At 70.4% G+C, this 21,017-nt stretch carries 22 protein-coding genes and 2 pseudogenes; 18 read left to right on the forward strand and 6 right to left on the reverse strand.

Annotated elements, in window-relative coordinates:
* Window positions 1-166 precede the first annotated feature (166 nt).
* The 3 genes from AQI94_RS06425 to AQI94_RS06435 all read left to right on the forward strand — a co-directional run bounded on the left by AQI94_RS06425 (window position 167) and on the right by AQI94_RS06435 (window position 2,720).
* Window positions 167-1,120: a heme o synthase gene (locus AQI94_RS06425; RefSeq protein WP_031057601.1), complete on the forward strand. Its 954-nt coding sequence runs from the start codon at window positions 167-169 to the stop codon at window positions 1,118-1,120.
* 56 nt (window positions 1,121-1,176) lie between these two features.
* Complete coding sequence (locus tag AQI94_RS06430) at window positions 1,177-1,509, forward strand: hypothetical protein (RefSeq protein ID WP_031057599.1); 333 nt, start codon at window positions 1,177-1,179, stop codon at window positions 1,507-1,509.
* Between the two features lie 104 nt (window positions 1,510-1,613).
* The gene (locus tag AQI94_RS06435; protein ID WP_031057597.1) at window positions 1,614-2,720 is read left to right on the forward strand and encodes an amidohydrolase family protein; all 1,107 of its coding nucleotides are present in this window, start codon (window positions 1,614-1,616) and stop codon (window positions 2,718-2,720) included.
* Between the two features lie 63 nt (window positions 2,721-2,783).
* Here AQI94_RS06435 and AQI94_RS06440 read toward each other — a convergent pair whose 3' ends face one another.
* The 4 genes and pseudogenes from AQI94_RS06440 to AQI94_RS06455 all read right to left on the reverse strand — a co-directional run.
* Window positions 2,784-3,806: a COX15/CtaA family protein gene (locus tag AQI94_RS06440; RefSeq protein WP_051832825.1), complete on the reverse strand. Its 1,023-nt coding sequence runs from the start codon at window positions 3,804-3,806 to the stop codon at window positions 2,784-2,786.
* 37 nt (window positions 3,807-3,843) lie between these two features.
* Window positions 3,844-4,599, reverse strand: a complete 756-nt coding sequence (locus tag AQI94_RS06445; RefSeq protein WP_037945122.1) for an ABC transporter permease — start codon at window positions 4,597-4,599, stop codon at window positions 3,844-3,846.
* A gap of 11 nt (window positions 4,600-4,610) precedes the next feature.
* Window positions 4,611-5,534, reverse strand: a complete 924-nt coding sequence (locus tag AQI94_RS06450; protein ID WP_031057591.1) for an ABC transporter ATP-binding protein — start codon at window positions 5,532-5,534, stop codon at window positions 4,611-4,613.
* A 931-nt stretch (window positions 5,535-6,465) separates the two neighbouring features.
* Window positions 6,466-7,263 (reverse strand): annotated as a pseudogene (locus tag AQI94_RS06455) (aminoglycoside N(3)-acetyltransferase); the annotation flags it as partial.
* A gap of 160 nt (window positions 7,264-7,423) precedes the next feature.
* On the opposite strand from AQI94_RS06455, the gene AQI94_RS06460 reads away from it, so the two are divergent.
* From AQI94_RS06460 to AQI94_RS06495, 8 genes are read left to right on the forward strand one after another with little or no spacing between them, the layout of a single operon-like run.
* The gene (locus AQI94_RS06460; RefSeq protein WP_031057586.1) at window positions 7,424-8,167 is read left to right on the forward strand and encodes a helix-turn-helix transcriptional regulator; all 744 of its coding nucleotides are present in this window, start codon (window positions 7,424-7,426) and stop codon (window positions 8,165-8,167) included.
* The gene (sufB, locus tag AQI94_RS06465; RefSeq protein ID WP_031057584.1) at window positions 8,164-9,585 is read left to right on the forward strand and encodes a Fe-S cluster assembly protein SufB; all 1,422 of its coding nucleotides are present in this window, start codon (window positions 8,164-8,166) and stop codon (window positions 9,583-9,585) included. Before AQI94_RS06460 ends, sufB begins: the two co-directional genes overlap by 4 nt.
* Window positions 9,586-9,644: 59 nt before the next feature.
* On the forward strand, window positions 9,645-10,826 hold the full coding sequence (sufD, locus tag AQI94_RS06470) for a Fe-S cluster assembly protein SufD (protein ID WP_031057582.1): 1,182 nt from the start codon (window positions 9,645-9,647) through the stop codon (window positions 10,824-10,826).
* Window positions 10,826-11,143 (forward strand): non-heme iron oxygenase ferredoxin subunit, encoded by a 318-nt coding sequence (locus AQI94_RS06475; protein ID WP_031057580.1) that lies wholly within the window; start codon window positions 10,826-10,828, stop codon window positions 11,141-11,143. The genes sufD and AQI94_RS06475 overlap by 1 nt, the downstream gene beginning before the upstream one ends.
* 7 nt (window positions 11,144-11,150) lie before the next feature.
* Window positions 11,151-11,915, forward strand: a complete 765-nt coding sequence (gene sufC / locus AQI94_RS06480) for a Fe-S cluster assembly ATPase SufC (protein WP_031057578.1) — start codon at window positions 11,151-11,153, stop codon at window positions 11,913-11,915.
* Window positions 11,912-13,183: a cysteine desulfurase gene (locus tag AQI94_RS06485; protein WP_031057576.1), complete on the forward strand. Its 1,272-nt coding sequence runs from the start codon at window positions 11,912-11,914 to the stop codon at window positions 13,181-13,183. The genes sufC and AQI94_RS06485 overlap by 4 nt, the downstream gene beginning before the upstream one ends.
* A gap of 17 nt (window positions 13,184-13,200) precedes the next feature.
* Window positions 13,201-13,671: a Fe-S cluster assembly sulfur transfer protein SufU gene (gene sufU, locus AQI94_RS06490; protein WP_020121462.1), complete on the forward strand. Its 471-nt coding sequence runs from the start codon at window positions 13,201-13,203 to the stop codon at window positions 13,669-13,671.
* Window positions 13,668-14,000, forward strand: a complete 333-nt coding sequence (locus AQI94_RS06495; protein WP_028809645.1) for a metal-sulfur cluster assembly factor — start codon at window positions 13,668-13,670, stop codon at window positions 13,998-14,000. Before sufU ends, AQI94_RS06495 begins: the two co-directional genes overlap by 4 nt.
* A gap of 79 nt (window positions 14,001-14,079) precedes the next feature.
* Here AQI94_RS06495 and AQI94_RS06500 read toward each other — a convergent pair whose 3' ends face one another.
* Complete coding sequence (locus AQI94_RS06500; protein ID WP_031057574.1) at window positions 14,080-14,892, reverse strand: AbfB domain-containing protein; 813 nt, start codon at window positions 14,890-14,892, stop codon at window positions 14,080-14,082.
* A 200-nt stretch (window positions 14,893-15,092) separates the two neighbouring features.
* Here AQI94_RS06500 and AQI94_RS45280 point away from each other — a divergent pair, with 200 nt between their 5' ends.
* The 7 genes and pseudogenes from AQI94_RS45280 to AQI94_RS06530 all read left to right on the forward strand — a co-directional run bounded on the left by AQI94_RS45280 (window position 15,093) and on the right by AQI94_RS06530 (window position 19,993).
* Window positions 15,093-15,368: a sulfotransferase gene (locus AQI94_RS45280; RefSeq protein WP_031057573.1), complete on the forward strand. Its 276-nt coding sequence runs from the start codon at window positions 15,093-15,095 to the stop codon at window positions 15,366-15,368.
* A 444-nt stretch (window positions 15,369-15,812) separates the two neighbouring features.
* Window positions 15,813-16,133, forward strand: a complete 321-nt coding sequence (locus AQI94_RS06510; RefSeq protein WP_031057572.1) for a DMT family transporter — start codon at window positions 15,813-15,815, stop codon at window positions 16,131-16,133.
* The gene (locus AQI94_RS06515) at window positions 16,133-16,681 is read left to right on the forward strand and encodes a TetR/AcrR family transcriptional regulator (protein ID WP_031057571.1); all 549 of its coding nucleotides are present in this window, start codon (window positions 16,133-16,135) and stop codon (window positions 16,679-16,681) included. The genes AQI94_RS06510 and AQI94_RS06515 overlap by 1 nt, the downstream gene beginning before the upstream one ends.
* 76 nt (window positions 16,682-16,757) lie before the next feature.
* Window positions 16,758-16,998 (forward strand): annotated as a pseudogene (locus AQI94_RS45500) (RNA polymerase subunit sigma-70); the annotation flags it as partial.
* A gap of 71 nt (window positions 16,999-17,069) precedes the next feature.
* Entirely contained in the window at window positions 17,070-18,059 is a 990-nt protein-coding gene (gene dapD, locus AQI94_RS06520; RefSeq protein ID WP_031057570.1) for a 2,3,4,5-tetrahydropyridine-2,6-dicarboxylate N-succinyltransferase, read from the forward strand.
* Between the two features lie 147 nt (window positions 18,060-18,206).
* Window positions 18,207-18,776 (forward strand): SigE family RNA polymerase sigma factor, encoded by a 570-nt coding sequence (locus AQI94_RS06525; RefSeq protein ID WP_031057569.1) that lies wholly within the window; start codon window positions 18,207-18,209, stop codon window positions 18,774-18,776.
* The gene (locus AQI94_RS06530; RefSeq protein WP_031057568.1) at window positions 18,773-19,993 is read left to right on the forward strand and encodes a YncE family protein; all 1,221 of its coding nucleotides are present in this window, start codon (window positions 18,773-18,775) and stop codon (window positions 19,991-19,993) included. The genes AQI94_RS06525 and AQI94_RS06530 overlap by 4 nt, the downstream gene beginning before the upstream one ends.
* Here the strand turns inward: AQI94_RS06530 and dapA are convergent, their stop codons facing one another.
* The gene (dapA, locus tag AQI94_RS06535; protein WP_031057566.1) at window positions 19,994-20,887 is read right to left on the reverse strand and encodes a 4-hydroxy-tetrahydrodipicolinate synthase; all 894 of its coding nucleotides are present in this window, start codon (window positions 20,885-20,887) and stop codon (window positions 19,994-19,996) included. It lies immediately after the preceding gene.
* Window positions 20,888-21,017: the final 130 nt, after the last annotated feature.

A 21,017-nucleotide genomic window follows, 5' to 3' on the forward strand; every position in this document is an offset into this window, starting at 1 on the left:
CGTCCGAGTGCTCAACCGAGTGGGACCGAGCTCTTGCGGGGGCGTCCCCGGACACGACCCGACCCCCGCGAATGTCGGGGTATGGGCAACGTCTACAGTGGCGTGGTACGCGCGAGCCTTTACCGGGACTTCACACGGCTGGGCTTGCTGGGATGTCTCTGTAGGGGTGTGCGTGACGGCCGTCGAATCCCGTCCAGCCGGAGTGCTGGGGGAGAGCAAGAGCTCGAGTCACCGGCCGTTCGGGGCCCGTGTCAAGGCATTCGTGGCGCTGACCAAGCCCCGGATCATCGAGCTGCTGCTCATCACCACCGTTCCGGTGATGTTCCTGGCGCAGCAGGGCGTGCCCGACCTGAAGCTGGTGCTGCTCACCTGCCTCGGCGGATACCTGTCCGCGGGCGGGGCCAACGCGCTCAACATGTACATCGACCGCGACATCGACGCGCTCATGGACCGCACCTCGCAGCGGCCCCTGGTCACCGGCATGGTGTCGCCGCGCGAGTGCCTGGCCTTCGGCATCACGCTGGCGGTCGTCTCGACGCTGCTGTTCGGCCTCACCGTCAACTGGCTGAGCGCCTGGCTCTCCCTCGGCGCGCTCCTCTTCTACGTCGTCGTCTACACGATGATCCTCAAGCGCCGTACCTCGCAGAACATCGTGTGGGGCGGCATCGCGGGCTGCCTGCCGGTCCTGATCGGCTGGTCGGCGGTCACGAACTCCATGTCGTGGGCGCCGGTCGTCCTCTTCCTCGTCATGTTCTTCTGGACGCCGCCGCACTACTGGCCGCTGTCCATGAAGGTGCGCGAGGACTACGCGCGCGTGGGCGTCCCGATGCTGCCCGTGGTCGCCTCCAACAAGGTGGTCGCCAAGCAGATCGTCATCTACAGCTGGGTGATGGTCGGCGTCTCGCTGCTGCTCACCCCGCTCGGCTACACCGGCTGGTTCTACACGGCGGTCGCGCTGCTCGCGGGCGGCTTCTGGCTCTGGGAGGCGCACGGCCTGCAGAACCGCGCCAAGGCCGAGGTGACGGGCGCGAAGCTCAAGGAGATGCGGCTGTTCCACTGGTCGATCACCTATGTGTCGATCCTCTTCCTCGCGGTGGCGGTGGACCCCTTCCTGAGGTAGGGCCTGAGGCAAGGGTCACGTCGCCGCCCCCTCTACTCGTCGGTAGCATCCTGGTCATGGCAGACACGCAGCAGGTTGACGCGAAGGCCGAGCGCACGGTCGCCCGGCTCGCCAAGCAGATCAGCGCCTTCTCCAGCAAGCACGGCGGCGCCGAGGGCCAGCTGGCCAACATCGGCGAGCGCGGCACCCGGATCGTCCTCGTCGGCGAGGACGGCGGTTGGGGCGACCTGGTGGCCCCCTCGCACGAGACGGCCCGCAAGGCCGTCGAGAAGTCCGGCATCACCGTGCACGAGGAGTTCGACGGCGAGTTCGCCGCGAAGGTGCGGACGGGGCCGTACGAGTGGAGCCGGATGGCGGGCATCCAGGTCGGCGGTCCCTCGAACGGCTGAGATCCGCGGCCCATTCACATGGGGTGTGCGACACCAACACCTGATGCCCGGTTCACCCGTTAGGACCTGTGAGCAGCGACACGGTCCAAGCACGGGGAGCCCGGATGATCGAAACGCCGTCCCTCGTGGACCAGTACTGCCACGGCGTACTGAGAACGGAGCTGGGCCTCGGCACCTTCGAGGCCCAGCTGGCCCGCACCGAGGGCCCGCCCGCCCCCGGGACGACGCTGTTCGACACCCAGACGGGTTTCGCCGTACGGCGATGGTGCCCGCCCCTGCTCGGCCTGGAAGCGCACTGTCCGCCCGCCCGCTATCTGGCCAGGCGCCGTGAACTGGGCGTACTGGAAGCGGGCCGCAGGCTGCTGCGGGGCAGCGGGATCACGACCTATCTGGTCGACACCGGGCTGCCCGGCGACCTGACCGGGCCCCCCGAGCTGGCCTCCGCCGCGGCCGCCGAGGCCCGCGAGATCGTGCGCCTGGAACTCCTCGCCGAACAGGTCGCCGACACCTCGGGCACCGTGGAGTCCTTCCTCGCCAACCTCGCCGAGTCGGTGCACGGCGCCGCCGCGACCGCGGTCGCCTTCACCTCGGTGGCGGGCGTACGGCACGGACTCGCGCTCGCGCCCGAGCCACCCGGGCCCGGAGAGGTGCGGGGCGCGGCCGGCCGCTGGCTGGCGGGCCGCCGGGTGGGCGGCGAACTGTCCGATCCGGTGCTCCTGCGGCACCTGCTGTGGATCGCGGCCGCCTCCGGCCTGCCGCTCCAACTGCACGCCGGGCTCGGCGAGCCGGGCCTGCGCATCGACCGCACGGACCCCGTCCTGCTCACCGACTTCGTCCGGGCCACCGCGGGCCTGGGCACCGACCTCGTCCTGCTGCACAGCTACCCCTACCACCGGCACGCCGCCCATCTGGCCGGTGTCTTCCCGCACGTCTACGCCGACTCCGGCGCCGCCCTCGTCCGCACCGGGGCCCGCGCGGCGACCGTCCTCGCGGAGATCCTCGAACTGGCCCCCTTCGGCAAGATCGTCTTCTCCAGCGGGGCCCACAGCCTGCCCGAACTGCATGTGGTGGGCGCCCGTCTGTTCCGCGAGGCGCTGACCCGGGTGCTGGGCGGCTGGGTCACCGAGGGGGCGTGGTCGCTGGCGGACGCACAGCGGGTGGCGGGGCTGATCGCGTCGGGGAACGCGCGCCGGGTGTACGGGCTGGAGTGAGCCTGCGCGAGGCCGACTCTTCGGGGGACGCGCCGTCGGGAGCGGGGCGGCGCCGACCCGCGGCTAGCTGGGCCCGGTGACCGACGAGCCGGTGGCGGCGTACGACTGGGCGGGCACCCCGGGCGACTCGCCCTCGGACCGCTCCCGCAGGGCCAGCAGGACGCGCAGGACCCCGATCCACACCAGGGCCGAGCCGAGCATGTGCAGGCCGACCAGGAACTCGGGCAGGTCGGTGAAGTACTGGACGTAGCCGATGACGCCCTGGGACAGGAGGACCAGGAAGAGGTCGCGGGTGCGGTGCAGGGGGCCCGCGGGGGCGTCGACCGCCTTGAGGATGAACCACAGGGCGAAGGTCAGCGACACCACGATCCAGGCCAGGACCGCGTGCACCTTGCTCACGGTCTCCCAGTCCAGCGGCATCCGCTCGACCTCGCTGGAGTCACCGGCGTGCGGTCCGGCCCCGGTCACCACCGTGCCGACGAGGATCAGCAGGGCGGCGGCCGCGACCATGAACCACACCAGCTGCTGCACCGGCTTGCCGACCAGCGGGCGGGGTGCCGTGTCCCCCTCGCGGGTGCGCTGCCACATCACCGCGGCGACCGTGATCAGGGCCGTCGTCGCCACGAAGTGGGCCGCGACGGTGTACGGGTTCAGCCCCACGAGGACGACGATGCCGCCGAGGATCGCGTTGCTCATCACGATCCAGAACTGCGCCCAGCCCAGCCGGGTCAGGCTGCGCCGGTACGGCTTCTCGGAGCGCGCGGCGATGATGGCCCAGCCGACGGCGGCGCACAGCACGTAGGTGAGCATCCGGTTGCCGAACTCGATGGCACCGTGGAAGCCCATCGCGCTGGTCGCCGTCAGCGAGTCGTCCGTGCACTTGGGCCAGGTCGGGCACCCGAGTCCCGACCCGGTCAGCCGCACCGCCCCGCCGGTGACCACGATGACCACCGCCATGACGAGAGCGGACAGAGCCGCCCGCTGAACCGTCCGGGGGGTCGGGGTCCAGCGTGCGGCGATGAAGGCGAGCGGGTTGCGGACGGCCTCTACGGCGTCGGCGCGGGTCAGGTTCGGCACGCGTTCCATCGTAGGGGGCCGCTTGTGCACGCGTTCACGAGGGCCCCTACTCCCAGCGGAAGAAGCGCCCCGCCAGGGCCAGGCCCGCGACGGCCCACACCGCCAGGACGCCCAGGTCGCCCCAGGGCATCGCGGCCCCGTGCTGCAGTACGTCCCGCAGCCCGTCCGACAGGGCCGTGATCGGGAGCAGGCTCAGGACGTCCTGAGTGCTCTGGGAGAACCGGTCCAGGGGGACGATGACTCCGCCGCCGACCAGGAGGAGCAGGAAGACCAGGTTGGCCGCGGCCAGGGTGGCTTCCGCCTTGAGAGTGCCGGCCATGAGGAGGCCCAGCCCCGAGAAGGCCGCCGTGCCGAGGAGCAGGAGCAGGAGCACGGCGAAGGGGTTGCCGTGCGGGGACCAGCCCAGGGCGAAGGCGATCACCGTCAGAAGGATCACCTGGAGGATCTCCGTCACCAGGACCGACGCCGTCTTCGCCGTCATCAGGCCCCAGCGGGGGAGCGGGGAGGAGGCCAGGCGCTTCAGGACGCCGTAGCGGCGCTCGAAGCCGGTCGCGATCGCCTGGCCGGTGAAGGCCGTCGACATGACCGCGAGGGCCAGGACGCCGGGGGCGAGGAAGTCCACCGCCTTGCCCTCGCCGGTGTCGATGATGTCCACCGAGCTGAACAGGACCAGCACGAGGGTCGGGATCACCACCGTCAGCAGGAGCTGCTCGCCGTTGCGCAGGAGCATCTTCGTCTCCAGGACCGCCTGGGTCGCGATCATGCGTCCCAGGGGTGCCGCACCCGGCTTCGGGGTGTACATGCCGGTGGCCGTCACGCGCGGAGCTCCTTGCCCGTCAGTTCCAGGAAGACGTCTTCCAGAGTGTGCCGTTCCACCGAGATCTTCTCCGGCATCACGCCGTGCTGGGCGCACCAGGACGTCACCGTCGCCAGCAGCTGGGGGTTGACCTTGCCGATCACCCGGTAGGAGCCCGGGGTCAGCTCCGCCGCCGAGCAGTCGGCGGGCAGGGCCTTCAGGAGGGACCCCACGTCGAGCCCGGGGCGGCCGGTGAAGCGCAGGGTGTTCTCGGCGCCGCCCCGGCACAGCTCCTCCGGGGTGCCCTGGGCGATGACCTTGCCGCCGTCGATGATCGCCACGTCGTCGGCGAGCTGCTCGGCCTCGTCCATGTAGTGCGTGGTGAGGACGACCGACACGCCGTCCGCGCGCAGGTCGCGGACCAGGTCCCAGGTCGCGCGGCGGGCCTGCGGGTCGAGTCCGGCGGTCGGCTCGTCCAGGAACACCAGTTCCGGACGGCCCACGACCGCCATGGCGAGCGCCAGGCGCTGCTGCTGGCCGCCCGACAGCCTGCGGTACGTCGTCCTGCCGCAGCTCTCCAGGCCCAGCCGCTCGATCAGCGCGTCCACGTCGAGCGGGTGCGCGTGCAGTCTCGCCATGTGCCGCAGCATCTCGTCGGCCCGGGCGCCCGAGTACACGCCGCCGGACTGGAGCATCACGCCGATCCTCGGGTGCAGCTCACGGGCCTGCCGCACCGGGTCGAGGCCCAGGACCCGTACCGTGCCGGAGTCCGGCTTCCGGTAGCCCTCGCAGGTCTCCACCGTCGTCGTCTTGCCCGCGCCGTTGGGCCCGAGTACGGCGGTCACGCCCGCCCGGGTCACCAGGTCGAGGCCGTCCACGGCGGTCTTCGTGCCGTACCGCTTCACCAGGGCGTGGACCTGGACCACGGGCTCACTTCGCATGGGCCCGAGTCTAGGTTCGCGGCCCGCACCGCGGTCGCTCGGGTACGAGATCTCCACCGCCGGGAGGATTTCCCGTGCCGCCGTGGGATTTCAGCGGGGTCGTCAGGGGGTTTCAGCGGCTGGGTCGGGGGGCTGGACGCTGGCCCGGGGATCTTTCGAACCGGCTCGCGGGTCTTAAGGGACTGGCCTGGGGGTCCTCCGAGCCGGGCCGGGGGTTTTCGGGGTCGGCCCGGGGGTCTTTCGAGTCGGGCCGGGGCTTCGGGACCGGCCCGGGGGTCTTCGTGCCGGCTGGGGAGTTCTCGGGGTCGGCCTGGGTGCCCTCCGAGCCGGGCCGGGGTTTTCGGGGTCGGCCTGGGGCTTCGGGACCGGCCCGGGGGTCTTCGTGCCGGCTGGGGAGTTCTCGGGGTCGGCCTGGGTGCCCTCCGGGCCGGGCCGGGGTTTTCGGGGTCGGGCCTGGGGCTTCGGGACTGGGCCGGGGGTCTTCGTGCCGGCTGGGGAGTTTTCGGGATCGCTCCCGGGGGTCCTCCGAGCCGGGCCGGGGATTTTCGGGGTCGGCCTGGGAGGTCTTTCGTGCCGGCTCAGGAGTCTTCTGGATCGGTTCCGAGGGCCCTCCGAGCCGGGCCAGGCGTCTTCGGGTCGGCCCGGGGGGTCTTTCGAACCGGCTCGGGGGGCTTCAGGACTGGCCTGGGGGAGGGGGCTTCGTGACAGCTCGGGGGTTTTCGGGATCGGCCCGGGGGTCCTCCGAACCGGGCCGGGATTCGTGCCCGGCTCAGGACTCTTCCAGACCGGTTCCGGGGGGCCTCCGAACCGCCCCGGGGGTCTTCGGGATCGGCTCTGGGGTCTTTCGAACCGGGCCGGGGGCGTCGAGTGCGGATCGGTGGGTGCCGAGGTCGGTCCGGGGGTGCCCGGGTGTCTCGCGCGCCGTGAGTGGTACTTCCTCCTCGCGTGAGCGGTGCAGGGGGAGCCAGCGTTCGGCGTACGCCACCGCGGCCGCGACGGGGAACAGCCGGGTGTCGGCCGCGCCCGTCCTTCCCCGGACGACGACGCCGGTGTCCCGCTCGAAGTCGTGGCCCAGTTCGTCGAAGCGGTCCGAGGTGATCGAGACCTCTGTGACCACCTCCCACCCGTCCGGTCCCGGGCGGCCGACCTTCACCAGCGGGGTCGGGACGCGGTACTCGGCGAGGTGGAAGCTCGTGCAGGTGTCGTAGCCCGCGCCGAGGAGCAGCACGCGCGCGTGGAGGTCCTCCAGGCGCGCCAGCGGGCTGCGCTCGCCCAGGCGGCAGTCGGGGGCGTGGCCGTCCAGGACGTCCCGCGCGCGGGGGCCGATCGCCGCGAAGGAGGTCTGCGGGTGGGCGCTGCGCAGGGCGCCGGGCCAGGTGCGCACGGTCTCCGGGATCACGCCGACCCCGCGCGAGGGCGTCACGACGGGGTCGTAGGCGGGCATGGTCGCCCGGATCGTGTCCCACCACTCCTCGGGCACCGGGGGGTTGCTCCACACCGCCGGGTCCGAGAGGTCGCCGGTCTGGGTGGGGACCACCAGGGTGCCGCCCGGGCCGAGGGCGTCCAGAAGTCCCTGTACCACCGCGACCGGGCCTCCGCAGACCCAGCCGAGGGAGCTGAGCGAGGAGTGCACGAGCAGGATCTCGCCGCTTCTGACACCGAGCTCGCGCAGCTGTCCCGCGAGGGTGTCGCGAGTGACAAGTGGGCCGGTGGGAGGTGGTATCGGCATGGTTCGGGAGTTTCCCCGACGGGGCCGCCGGACGCCACCGGTTTGATCGATCAGTGATCGTTTCCCCAGGTCAGGTTAGGGATGCCTAAGTGATGCAGGGCACCGTCCGTGGAGCGGACGCGGCTTGCCCGGTCCTGAGGAATTACGCAACAATGGCGTTGTGAAAAACGTCGGCGAGGTTCGGGAGACCCCCACGGGGGCCCCTCAGGAGGAGCTCGCGACCGGTGAGCGGTCCACCCGCAACCGCGTCGCGCGATCCATCCTGGACCACGGCCCGTCGACCGTCACCGAGCTGGCCGGACGACTGGGGCTCACCCCCGCGGCCGTACGGCGTCATCTGGACGCGCTGGTGGCCGACGACGTCGTGGAGGCGCGGGAGCAGCGGGTGTACGGCGCGCGGACGCGTGGCCGTCCCGCCAAGGTCTTCGCGCTCACCGACTGCGGCCGGGACGCCTTCGACCAGTCGTACGACAAGCTCGCCGCGGACGCCCTGCGCTGGATCCAGGAGCGGTTCGGCGGGGACGAGGCGGTCGTCGCCTTCGCACGCGCGAGGATCGCCGCGCAGGCCGAGGAATACCGCAAGGTCGTCGAGGCCGCCGCCCCCGAGGAGCGCACCGAAGCCCTGGCCAAGGCCCTGAGCGCGGACGGGTACGCTGCTACGGCGCGCAGCGCACCGGTCGGCGAGCAGCTCTGCCAGCACCACTGCCCGGTGGCCCATGTCGCGGAGAAGTTCCCCCAGCTCTGTGAGGCGGAGACCGAGATCTTCTCCCAGCTGCTGGGAACCCATGTCCAGCGACTGGCGACCATCGCGCACGGCGACGGCGTCTGCACGACGTTCATCCCCAAGATTTCCCACACCACCGATATCGCATCTGCAAGCACGGCCGGGAGGAACCCCGCATGACTCTCCCCACGGAGACTGCCCACCCCGAACTCGAGGGCCTGGGTAAGTACGAATACGGCTGGGCCGACTCCGACACGGCCGGCGCCTCTGCGAAGCGCGGCATCAACGAGGACGTCGTCCGCGACATCTCCGCGAAGAAGAGCGAGCCGGAGTGGATGACCAAGCTCCGCCTCAAGGGGTTGCGCCTCTTCGACAAGAAGCCCATGCCGAACTGGGGCTCGGACCTCTCCGGCATCGACTTCGACAACATCAAGTACTTCGTGCGCTCCACGGAGAAGCAGGCGGAGTCCTGGGAGGACCTGCCCGAGGACATCAAGAACACGTACGACAAGCTCGGCATCCCCGAGGCGGAGAAGCAGCGCCTCGTCGCCGGTGTCGCGGCGCAGTACGAGTCCGAGGTCGTCTACCACCAGATCCGTGAGGACCTGGAGGAGCAGGGCGTCATCTTCCTGGACACCGACACCGCGCTGAAGGAGCACCCGGAGCTCTTCAAGGAGTACTTCGGCACCGTCATCCCGGTCGGCGACAACAAGTTCGCGTCGCTGAACACCGCGGTGTGGTCCGGCGGTTCCTTCATCTACGTGCCGAAGGGCGTGCACGTGGAGATCCCGCTCCAGGCCTACTTCCGTATCAACACGGAGAACATGGGCCAGTTCGAGCGGACCCTGATCATCGTCGACGAGGGTGCCTACGTGCACTACGTCGAGGGTTGTACGGCCCCGATCTACAAGAGCGACTCGCTGCACTCCGCGGTCGTCGAGATCATCGTCAAGAAGAACGCCCGCTGCCGTTACACGACCATCCAGAACTGGTCGAACAACGTCTACAACCTGGTCACCAAGCGCGCCGTGGCGTACGAGGGCGCGACCATGGAGTGGATCGACGGCAACATCGGTTCCAAGGTGACGATGAAGTACCCGGCCGTCTACCTGATGGGCGAGCACGCCAAGGGCGAGACCCTGTCCATCGCCTTCGCGGGCGAGGGCCAGCACCAGGACGCCGGCTCCAAGATGGTCCACATGGCGCCGAACACCTCCTCCAACATCGTCTCCAAGTCGGTGGCGCGCGGTGGCGGTCGTACGTCCTACCGCGGTCTCGTCGAGATCGGCGAGGGCGCCCACGGCTCCAAGTCCAACGTGCTGTGCGACGCGCTGCTCGTCGACACCATCTCCCGCTCCGACACGTACCCGTACGTGGACGTCCGCGAGGACGACGTGTCCATGGGCCACGAGGCGACCGTCTCCAAGGTCTCCGAGGACCAGCTCTTCTACCTGATGAGCCGTGGCCTCTCCGAGTTCGAGGCGATGGCGATGATCGTGCGCGGCTTCGTCGAGCCGATCGCGAAGGAGCTGCCCATGGAGTACGCCCTTGAGCTCAACCGGCTGATCGAGCTGCAGATGGAAGGCGCGGTCGGTTAAGACCGCCTCCCGAGAAGCAGCTAGCGAACCTGACGTAGGAAGAGAGCAGACCGACAGCCATGGCTGAGGCTCAGAACATTCCGGTGGGATCCACCACCGCCGGCCAGATCGCGGTGGCCGCCGAGTCGACCGTCGCCACGCGCATGAGCGCGCCCCCGTCCTTCGACGTCGCGGACTTCCCGGTCCCGCACGGCCGCGAGGAGGAGTGGCGGTTCACCCCGCTGGAGCGCCTGCGCGGGCTGCACGACGGCACCGCGGTCGCCACCGGCGCCGGCGTGAAGGTCGACGTGCAGGCCCCCGAGGGCGTCTCCGTCGAGACCGTCGGCCGCGACGACGCCCGGATCGGCAGGGCCGGCACCCCGGTGGACCGCATCGCCGCCCAGGCGTACTCCGCGTTCGAGAAGGCCGGCGTGATCACCGTCCCCAAGGAGACGGTCCTCACCGAGCCGATCCGGATCGCCGTGCACGGCGAGGGCGGCACCCGCTTCGGCCACCAGGTGATCGAGCTGGGCGCCTTCGCCGAGGCCGTCGTCGTCATCGACCACACCGGTGACGCCGTGCTCGCCTCCAACGTCGACTACGTCCTGGGCGACGGCGCCAAGCTGACCGTCGTCTCCGTCCAGGACTGGGACGACAAGGCCGTGCACGTGGCCCAGCACAACGCGCTGATCGGCCGGGACGCCACCTTCAAGTCGTTCGTGGTCACCTTCGGCGGCGACCTCGTCCGGCTGCACCCGCGCGTCGCCTACGCCGGTCCCGGCGGCGAGGCCGAGCTGTTCGGTCTGTACTTCACCGACGCCGGCCAGCACCAGGAGCACCGCCTCCTCGTCGACCACAACACCCCGCACTGCAAGTCGAACGTCGCCTACAAGGGCGCGCTCCAGGGCGAGGGCGCCCACGCGGTGTGGATCGGTGACGTGCTCATCGAGGCCAAGGCCGAGGGCACCGACACCTACGAGATGAACCGCAACCTCGTCCTCACCGACGGCGCGCGGGTCGACTCGGTGCCGAACCTGGAGATCGAGACCGGCGAGATCGTCGGAGCCGGTCACGCCTCGGCCACCGGCCGCTTCGACGACGAGCAGCTCTTCTACCTGATGGCCCGAGGCATCCCGGCCGACGAGGCCCGGCGCCTGGTCGTCCGCGGCTTCTTCGCCGAGCTGGTCCAGCAGATCGGTGTCGACGACATCGAGGAGCGCCTGCTCGCGAAGATCGACGAGGAGCTGGAGGCCACCGTCTGATGGCTTTCGTACGCGCCTGCGGGCTGAGCGAGCTGGAGGAGGACACCCCGAAGCGGGTGGAACTCGACGGCACGCCGGTCTCGGTCGTGCAGACCGAGGGAGAGGTGTTCGCCATCCACGACATCTGCTCCCACGCCAACGTCTCGCTCTCCGAGGGCGAGGTGGAGGACTGCCAGATCGAGTGCTGGCTGCACGGCTCCAGCTTCGACCTGCGCACCGGTAAACCGTCCGGCCTTCCCGCGACGCGCCCCGTCCCCGTATACCCCGTAAAGATCGAAGGGGACGACGTGCTCGTCTCCCTCACCCAGGAGTCCTGAGGCACCCATGGCAACGCTTGAAATCCGAGACCTGCACGTCACCGTCGAGGCCGACAACGCCACGAAGGAGATCCTCAAGGGTGTCGACCTGACCGTGAAGCAGGGCGAGACGCACGCCATCATGGGCCCCAACGGCTCCGGCAAGTCGACGCTCGCCTACTCCCTCGCGGGTCACCCGAAGTACACGATCACCGGCGGCACCGTCACCCTCGACGGCGAGGACGTCCTGGATATGGCGGTCGACGAGCGCGCCCGCGCCGGCCTGTTCCTCGCGATGCAGTACCCGGTCGAGGTCCCCGGTGTCTCCGTGTCGAACTTCCTCCGCACCTCCGCCACCGCCATCCGCGGCGAGGCCCCCAAGCTGCGCACCTGGGTCAAGGAGGTCAAGGAGGCCATGGAGCGCCTCAACATGGACTCCTCCTTCGCCGAGCGCAACGTCAACGAGGGCTTCTCCGGCGGTGAGAAGAAGCGCCACGAGATCCTCCAGCTCGAACTGCTGAAGCCGAAGGTCGCGATCCTCGACGAGACCGACTCCGGTCTCGACGTCGACGCCCTTCGCATCGTCTCCGAGGGCGTCAACCGTGTCCGCGAGACCGGCGAGGTCGGCACCCTGCTGATCACGCACTACACGCGCATCCTGCGCTACATCAAGCCCGACTTCGTCCACGTCTTCTCCGGCGGCCGGATCGTCGAGTCCGGCGGCGCCGAGCTCGCCGACAAGCTGGAGAACGAGGGCTACGAGGCATACACGAAGGGTGGCGTATCCGCGTGACACAGCTGCCGGGCCTCCTCACTGAGTCCAATCTTCTTGGCGAGGCGATCCGCAAGGACTTCCCGATCCTGGACCGCCTGGTCCACGACGACCGGAAGCTCGTCTACCTGGACAACGCGGCGACCTCGCAGAAGCCGCGCCAGGTACTGGACGCCCTGAGCGAGTACTACGAGCGCTACAACGCCAACGTCCACCGCGGTGTGCATGTGCTCGCGGAGGAGGCCACGGCGCTGTACGAGGGCGCGCGCGACAAGGTCGCCGAGTTCATCAACGCCCCCTCGCGCAACGAGGTGATCTTCACCAAGAACGCCTCCGAGTCGCTCAACCTCGTGGCGAACATGCTGGGCTGGGCCGACGAGCCCTACCGCGTGGACTCCGAGACCGAGATCGTCATCACGGAGATGGAGCACCACTCCAACATCGTGCCGTGGCAGCTGCTCGCGCAGCGCACCGGCGCGAAGCTGAAGTGGTTCGGGCTGACCGACGACGGCCGTCTCGACCTGTCCAACATCGACGAGGTCATCACCGAGAAGACGAAGATCGTCTCCTTCGTGCTGGTCTCCAACATCCTGGGCACGGTCAACCCGGTCGAGGCGATCGTCCGCCGCGCGCAGGAGGTCGGCGCGCTGGTCTGCATCGACGCCTCCCAGGCCGCCCCGCACATGCCGGTGGACGTGCAGGCGCTCCAGGCCGACTTCGTGGCCTTCACCGGCCACAAGATGTGCGGTCCGACCGGTATCGGCGTGCTGTGGGGCCGCCAGGAGCTCCTGGAGGACCTGCCCCCGTTCCTCGGCGGCGGCGAGATGATCGAGACCGTGTCGATGCACTCGTCGACGTACGCCCCGGCGCCGCACAAGTTCGAGGCGGGCACCCCCCCGATCGCGCAGGCGGTCGGTCTGGGCGCGGCCATCGACTATCTGCAGTCGATCGGCATGGACAAGATCCTCGCCCACGAGCACGCGCTGACCGAGTACGCGGTCCAGCGCCTGGCGGAGGTACCGGACCTGAGGATCATCGGCCCGACCACGGCCGAGGACCGGGGCGCGGCCATCTCCTTCACGCTCGGTGACATCCACCCGCACGACGTGGGCCAGGTCCTCGACGAGCAGGGCATCGCGGTCCGGGTCGGCCACCACTGCGCGCGGCCGGTCTGCCTGCGGTACGGAATTCCCGCGACCACGCGAGCGTCGTTCTATCTGTACTCCACTCCGGCCGAGATCGACGCACTGGTCGAGGGCCTGGAGCACGTACGGAACTTCTTCGGCTGACGGGAACGGGCTATCGCATGAAGCTGGACTCGATGTACCAGGAAGTCATCCTGGACCACTACAAGCACCCGCACGGGCGTGGTCTCAGGGATGGCGACGCCGAGGTGCACCACGTGAACCCGACGTGCGGGGACGAGATCACCCTCCGCGTGAAGTACGACGGCACGAGGATCGAGGACGTCTCCTACGAGGGCCAGGGCTGCTCGATCAGCCAGGCCAGCGCGTCCGTGCTGAACGATCTGCTGGTGGGCAAGGACCTGGCGGACGCGCAGCGGATCCAGGAGACCTTCCTGGAGCTGATGCAGTCGAAGGGCAGGATCGAGCCCGACGACGCGATGGAGGAGGTGCTGGAGGACGCGGTCGCGTTCGCCGGTGTCTCCAAGTACCCGGCCCGGGTCAAGTGCGCCCTCCTCAGCTGGATGGCGTGGAAGGACGCGACGGCCCAGGCGCTGGACGCCGGAGCCGACGCCGAAAGGAAGACGGCATGAGCGAGACCGTTGAAATGAAGCCGGCCTCGGAGGAAGAGGTCCGCGAGGCGCTGTACGACGTCGTCGACCCCGAGCTGGGCATCGACGTCGTCAACCTCGGCCTGATCTACGGCATCCACATCGACGACGCGAACATCGCGACCCTCGACATGACCCTGACCTCGGCGGCCTGTCCGCTGACGGACGTCATCGAGGACCAGGCCAAGTCCGCCACGGACGGCCTCGTGAGCGAACTCCGCATCAACTGGGTGTGGATGCCGCCGTGGGGGCCGGACAAGATCACGGACGACGGACGCGAGCAGCTCCGGGCGCTCGGGTTCAACGTCTGATTCAACGTCTGACGGACGCGTCCATCGGAAAGCGGCGGCACCTTCAAGGTGCCGCCGCTTCCGTGTGCCAGGGTGCGGGTCAGGCCAGGCCGCCCACCAGCTGGAACGACGAGTCCGACAGATACTGCGAGCTGTACTCGAAGCGTTCCAGACGGACCACGAAGTTCTTGTGGCGGAGGAAGTAGCCGGGGTAGTTCACCGACTCCAGCATCGTCGCGCTGGTGTAGGCGGCTTCCCGGGGACAGAACGTGGCGTCCTGCTCGAACAGGGACGAGCCGTCGTCGCGGTCGGCGCGCAGGACGAAGGAGCGGTGCCGCAGGTACTTTCCGTCCTGGGTGGCGAAGGAGTAACAGGAGGCATTCGCCAGGCCCTTGACCTGCTTGAAGGTGGCGTCCTCGCGGGACTGCGCACCGCTGACCGGGTCCACGCCCACATAGCCGTCGTCCACGTGCCAGAAGCGGTCGGGGAAGTTGACCGAACGCACCGAACGGTAGGTCACGGAGGGCTTCGGCTTGGGCGAACTGCCCTTGGAAGCCGTGGGCTTGGGCGGCTTCGGGGTCTCCGTGACCGTGACGGTGGGCTCGATGCCCTGCTGCCGGGGGCCCCGGGGAGTGGGGGACACCGACGAGAGGCCGCTGTCGCCCGGAGGGGCCTCGGTCGTCGCGGGCTGGGAGGAGAAGGAGATCAGGCCCCCCTCGTCCCGAGCGGTCTTTGACGGATCGTCAGCTTTGTTGTCCGTGGCGGCTATCGCCGCCACACAGGCGATGATCGTGGCCACCGCCAACGCCCCGGCGAGATAGAGCCGTCGGGTGCCGGGCGTGCGGGAGGTGTCCAACGTCCAGCCGTTCTCCCAGGGGCGGTCCTGGGGCGGCCGGGACTTGTCTACGGGCATGCGCTGTTCCTCCGGCGCGGCGCGAGGCGACGTGCCGCTGCTGTGGTGGCGCGGTATGTGAATGGTGAAACACAAGTGGTTCCGGGGGAACACTAGTGGTTACCGGCGGTCCCGAGCAGCCCTTTGAACCGGCCGGTTTCCACATTCCCCGCTCAGCGGGCTCCCAGCCGCGCCTCAGCGGGGGACGGCGGCGTGGCGGCGTGGTCACCTCTGCACCCCCTTGTCCCGTACGGCCCGTCTTCGTCCTCGGCTGCCCCCGCTCGGGCACCACGCTGCTCCAGTTGACGCCGCACGCGCCCCCGGGAATCGCCCTGCCGCCGGAGACCCGGTTCCATGAACTCGGCCCGGACGCGGGCCTGGTCGCCGAGCGCGTCGAGGGCGGTCCGCCCACGCTCGGCTCGGCCCTCGGGATCTCGCTCGGGGCGTACGCCGAACGGCACGGCAAGGTCCGCTGGGGCGACAAGCGGCCGGCGTAGGCCTCGCTGCTGGAGATGCCCTGGTGGCACCGCGGCTTCCACGAGGCCGTCGCCCCGAACCCCGACCCCGGGAACTCTGCGCCTGCTTGGGGGAGGAGTACGCGCCCGCGATGACCGAGCCCCGCCGTGAGGCCGGGCGGGCCGTCCCCGCCCGCAAGAGCCGGCACCTGCGGACCCGCGGCGCCCTGGACGCCACCCGCGCGGGCAGCCGGCAGCGTTGGCTGACCACCGACACCGGATACGGCTGTGCGAGGCCGTGCTGGGAGAACGGCTGCTGGGCCACGGCTACGAACTCAGCGGCGCCGTGCGGCCCGATCCCGCCGAACTCGCTATCCGCAAGGTCGCCGCCGACGCCGAGCGGCGCGCCCTCGACCGCCTGACGCGGCTACGGGATCCGGCGCCGGTGGCGGCTGTCGGGGCCCATCGTTATGTACGCTCGTACACATGGGATACCTGCTGCTCGCCGCAGCCATCGCCGCCGAGGTCGGAGCGACCACGGCCATGAAGTACACCGAGGGCTTCAGCCGGTTGGGGCCCTCGTCGCTGACCGTGCTCGGCTACGTCCTCTCCTTCGTGCTGCTCGCCCAGACGCTGAAGACGGTGTCGGTCGGCACCGCCTACGCGATCTGGGCCGGCGCGGGCACCGCGGCCATCGCCACCATCGGGATGGTCTTCCTCGGAGAGGGGATGACGGTCACCAAGGCCGCCGGGATCGCGCTGATCATCGTGGGCGTCGTGGTCCTGAACCTGGGCGGGACGCACTGATGCCCCGGCGCCACGACCCCGAACGCCGGCAGCGGATCATCGACGCGGCCATCCGGGTGGTGGGGCGCAAGGGGCTCGCGGGACTCAGCCACCGCAGCGCCGCCGCCGAGGCCGACGTACCGCTCGGATCGACGACGTACCACTTCAAGAGCCTCGACGAGCTGATGGTCGCCGCGCTGCGCCAGGCCAGCGAGGGCTTCGCCAAGGCGGTCGCCGCGCACGGCGCCCTGGACGAGGCCGGCGGCGACCTGGCCGCCGGCCTCGCCCGCGTCCTCGGCGACTGGCTCGGCGGCGACCGCACCGGCGTCGAGCTGGAGTACGAGCTCTACCTCGCCGCGCTGCGCCGCCCCGCCCTGCGCCCCGTCGCCGCCGAATGGGCCGACGACCTCGCCGAACGCCTCGCCCGCCGCACGGACCCGGTCACTGCACGGGCACTGGTCGCGCTGATGGACGGGATCTGCCTCCAGGTGCTGCTGACGGGGGCGCCCTACGACGAGGGGTATGCGCGGGAGGTGCTGGCGCGGGTGATCCCGCCGGGGAGCAGGTGAGGTGCTGAGGTCCTCGCGCCGTCCGTGAACTCTTTGCCGTCCAGCGGGCAACAGGGGGTGTCACGCACACACCGAGCTGTTCGCGCGGCTCTACGACCGCCACGCGGGCACCTTCCTCATCGCGTTCCGCATCCGCCCCCGATACGACCTTGCCCGCTCCTGGCTGTACGGCATCGCGGGCAACCTCATCGGCAGGCAGCGCCGCTCCGAGGTGCGGGCACTGAGGGCCCTTGCCCGCACCTCGTCAGGATCCGGTCGCCGCGTCCTGGAGCGAGTCCTGGGTCGAGGACACGGACAGGCGGCCCGCAGCGCAGGGGGGCCGCCCAGCACCCGAGACGCCCCGCGCACGGGTTCGCGTCCCGCGCCCCGCGCCGGTTAGGTTTCCCTCATGACCGACACGACTGCTCCGCGCACCACCGGCGCCATCGCCGCAGGCCTCGCCACCGTCGCTGCCGACGGCACCGTTCTCGACACCTGGTTCCCCGCTCCCGAGCTCTCCGCCGAACCCGGTCCGGCCGGCACCGAGCGGCTCTCCGCCGAGCGGGCCGTGGCACTGCTCGGCGAAGGCGCCGCCAAGGCGATCGGCCCGGACGCCCGCCGTGGCGTCGAGGTGATCGCGGTCCGCACGGTCATCGCCTCCCTCGACGACAAGCCGCTCGACACGCATGACACCTACCTACGGCTGCACCTGCTCTCGCACCGGCTGGTCCAGCCGCACGGCCAGAGCCTGGACGGCATCTTCGGCTTCCTGCCCAACGTCGCCTGGACCTCGCTCGGCCCGGTCGCCGTCGACGACATCGAGAAGGTGCGCCTCAACGCCCGCGCCGAGGGCCTGCACCTCGCCGTGACGAGCGTCGACAAGTTCCCGCGCATGACGGACTACGTGGCCCCCAAGGGCGTCCGCATCGCCGACGCCGACCGGGTCCGCCTCGGCGCGCACCTCGCCGCGGGCACCACCGTGATGCACGAGGGCTTCGTCAACTTCAACGCGGGCACGCTCGGCACCTCGATGGTCGAGGGCCGCATCTCCGCCGGTGTCGTGGTCGGCGACGGCTCGGACATCGGCGGCGGCGCCTCCACCATGGGCACCCTCTCCGGCGGCGGCAATGTCCGGATCACCATCGGCGAGCGCTGCCTGATCGGCGCCGAGGCGGGCGTCGGCATCGCGCTCGGCGACGAGTGCGTGGTCGAGGCCGGTCTCTACGTCACCGCGGGCACCCGGGTCACCATGCCCGACGGGCAGATCGTCAAGGCCCGTGAGCTCAGCGGCGCCTCGAACATCCTCTTCCGCCGCAACTCGGTCACCGGCACCGTCGAGGCCCGCCCGAACAACGCGGTCTGGGGCGGCCTCAACGACGTCCTGCACAGCCACAACTGACCTGGCACAGGCGAAGGTCGCCGCGGAGGACGCATTGTCCTTCGCGGCGACTTTTTTTCGTGGCCACGGCATAGCGGCGGCCACCCGTACGCGTCACAAGGAGCGGAGGGGCGGCGCACAGGCGTCGCCGGGGAAGAGAAGGTGACGATGAATGCCGAAGGGCTGGAGAGTTTCCGGGACTTCGTGGACAGCAGGTCGTCCGCTCTGCTGAAGACCGCTGTGCTGCTGTGCGGGGGAGACCAGCACGCCGGTGAGGACCTGCTGCAGAACGCTCTGGTCAGGACGGCCGGGCGGTGGCAGAAGATCGACGAGCCCGAGGCCTACGTACGGCAGGTCCTCTACCGCCAGCAGGTCAGCCGCTGGCGGCTCAAGTGGCCGCGGCGGGAGGTCACTGTCGCCGAGCCGCCCGAACCGTCGAACGCCGGCGAACCCGGCCTCGACACCGCCGCCGCGGCCGAACTGCGCCTGGTGATACGCCAGGCCCTGGCCCGGCTCACCGCACGCCAGCGCACCGTGCTGGTGCTGCGCTACTTCGAGGACCTGCCCGAGGCCGACGTGGCCCGGCTGCTGGGCTGTTCGGTCGGCACCGTGCGGTCCACCACTCACCGCTCGCTGGCCCGGCTGCGTCAGCTCGCTCCGGAACTCGCCGCCCTCGGGCCCGCGGAGGCGGAGCGGTTCGACGCCCGTGACTACTCGCCCGTGGAGGTGCGTCCGTGAACGTCGACGACATCGTGCGCGACGCCCTGCGCGAACAGGCCGCCGAACAGCCCCCGGCGGCAGCGGGGTTCGCCGACCGGGTGCTCGCCGTCCGGCGCCGCCGCCGTACCCGCAGGATCACGGTCGCCGCCGTGGTCGCGGTCGCCGTGGTCGCCGTCGGGGTGGCGGTGCCGCTGCTGGACTCCGGCAAGGAGGACGTACGGCCCTCGGGCGGCATCGTGACCCCGAAGAAGGTCGAGTCCCGCCCCGACCAGTCGCCGCCGCGGGACAGGATCTCCGTCGGGGGCACGACCCTGGTCGGGTACTCCGTCCCGGAGCGGGTCGTGAAGAGCGCGGACAGCGCAGTCCTCGAGCGCACCTACCACCTGCTGAACCCGGGGACCGGCACGTACACCGAGGCCGCCGACTGGTCCTGGGTCGCCGTCGCCCCGGGGGGCAGGACCGCCGCCGTCCTCGAACGGGACCTGCCCGCCTCCCGGATCGGCCTGCTCGATCTGATCACGGGCAAGGTCCGGCGGTGGATCCCGGTCGACCACGGAGTCGGCGGACTCGCCTTCTCCCGCGACGGCCGCAAGCTGGTCGCGACGACGTACAGCGAGAACCCCGACCGGCTGGTCAGGACGGAGGGCGACGGCGAGTGGAGCCAGCCGTGGACGTCCAGCCGCACCGGCTTCTTCCTTCTCGACGTGGCCTCCGGGAGCGGCGACTGGACCGAGGTCAGGCTCGGGGGCGGGGCGGACGACCCCATGGGCGGCACCATGATGAACAGCCGCCAGGACTTCGCCCTCACCGCCGACGGCCGGTACGTCTGGGAGGGCAGTCCCATGGAGCCCGGTTACGTGTTCCACGACCTCTCGGGCAAGAACGTCCCGGCGCCGGCGGGCGAGAAGTACCTGGCCTGGTTCGTCGACGCGGGCAGGTCGCCGGACGGCAGGCTCGTCGCCGGTGACTTCGCGGGCAAGAAGTGGAAGACCTCCTCCTGGGTCCTCGACGCCATGACCGGTGCGAAGACCGAGGTGCGCGGACAGCAACTGCTCGCCTGGGTGGGCAACACGCAGCTCGTCGCCTGGGACATCGCCGAGAACGACAGGAACGAGTTCCATCAGCGGCTCGTCCTGGTCACCCTCGGCAGTGACAAGGAGGTCCCGCTCAGCGGCTTCCGGGAGGGCCACGACGGGGACGCCGGGCGCTGGGAGCCGCTGTTCGCCCAGCCCTGATCAGGCGGCCACGAGGCGTTCGTACTCCGCAAGCAGCCCGTCGGCCGCCTCCCGGCCGGCGGGACGCAGCGGGGCGCGGACCGGGCCCGCCGGCAGACCGAGCGCGTGCAGGAGGGCCTTGGCGGTGACCGTGCCGGGCAGGCCCGCCGACATCATCGCCTCGATCAGCGGCGTGGCCCGCTGTTGGAGGCGGGCGGACACGGGGGTGTCGCCCGCCTCGAACATGTCCAGGATCGCCCGGAGCCGGGCCGGGACCACGTTGGCCACCGTGCTGACGTATCCCGCTCCACCGACCGCGTACAGGGCGAGGATGTGCTCGTCGCAGCCCGCGTAATACGCCAACTCCGTGCGGTTGAGGACCTTCTGGGCGCCGAGGAGGTCGTAGGAGCAGTCCTTGACCGCGACGATCCGGGGGTGCTCGGCGAGCCGGATCATCGTCTCCGGTTCGATGCGGGTGCCGGTGCGGCCCGGGATGTCGTAGAGCATGACGGGCAGTCCGGAGGCGTCGGCGATCTCGCGGAAGTGGGCCTCCAGCGCGTCCTGCGGCGGCCTGCTGTAGTACGGGCTGACCACCAGCACCCCGTCCGCGCCCGCCTTCTCGGCGCCGAGGGCCAGTTCCACGGTGTGCCGGGTGTCGAAGGTGCCCACCCCCGCCACCACCGAGGCCCGCTCGCCCACCGCCTCACGCACGGCCGCCACCAGTGCCGCCTTCTCCGCGTCCGTCGTGGTCGGCGACTCACCCGTCGTGCCGGACAGGACGAGCCCGTCGCAGCCCTGCGTCACCAGGTGGTCGGCGAGCGTCTGCGCGCCGTCGAGATCGAGGGCGCCGGCCTCGTCGAAGGGCGTGATCATGGCGCAGAGGGCGCGGCCGAAGGGCGGGGCGGTGGTCGTCATACGCGTAGTCTCGGCAGACCGACCGTGAAGCTCCACTTAATTCTTCTACGGTGTATCGGTAAGGGATGCTGCGAAGAGGTCCTATGTCCAAATCGGGCCCGGATGAGTCACCATGGTCAGGACGGTGCAC

This window comes from Streptomyces pseudovenezuelae (assembly GCF_001513955.1).
GTDB lineage: Bacteria > Actinomycetota > Actinomycetes > Streptomycetales > Streptomycetaceae > Streptomyces > Streptomyces pseudovenezuelae.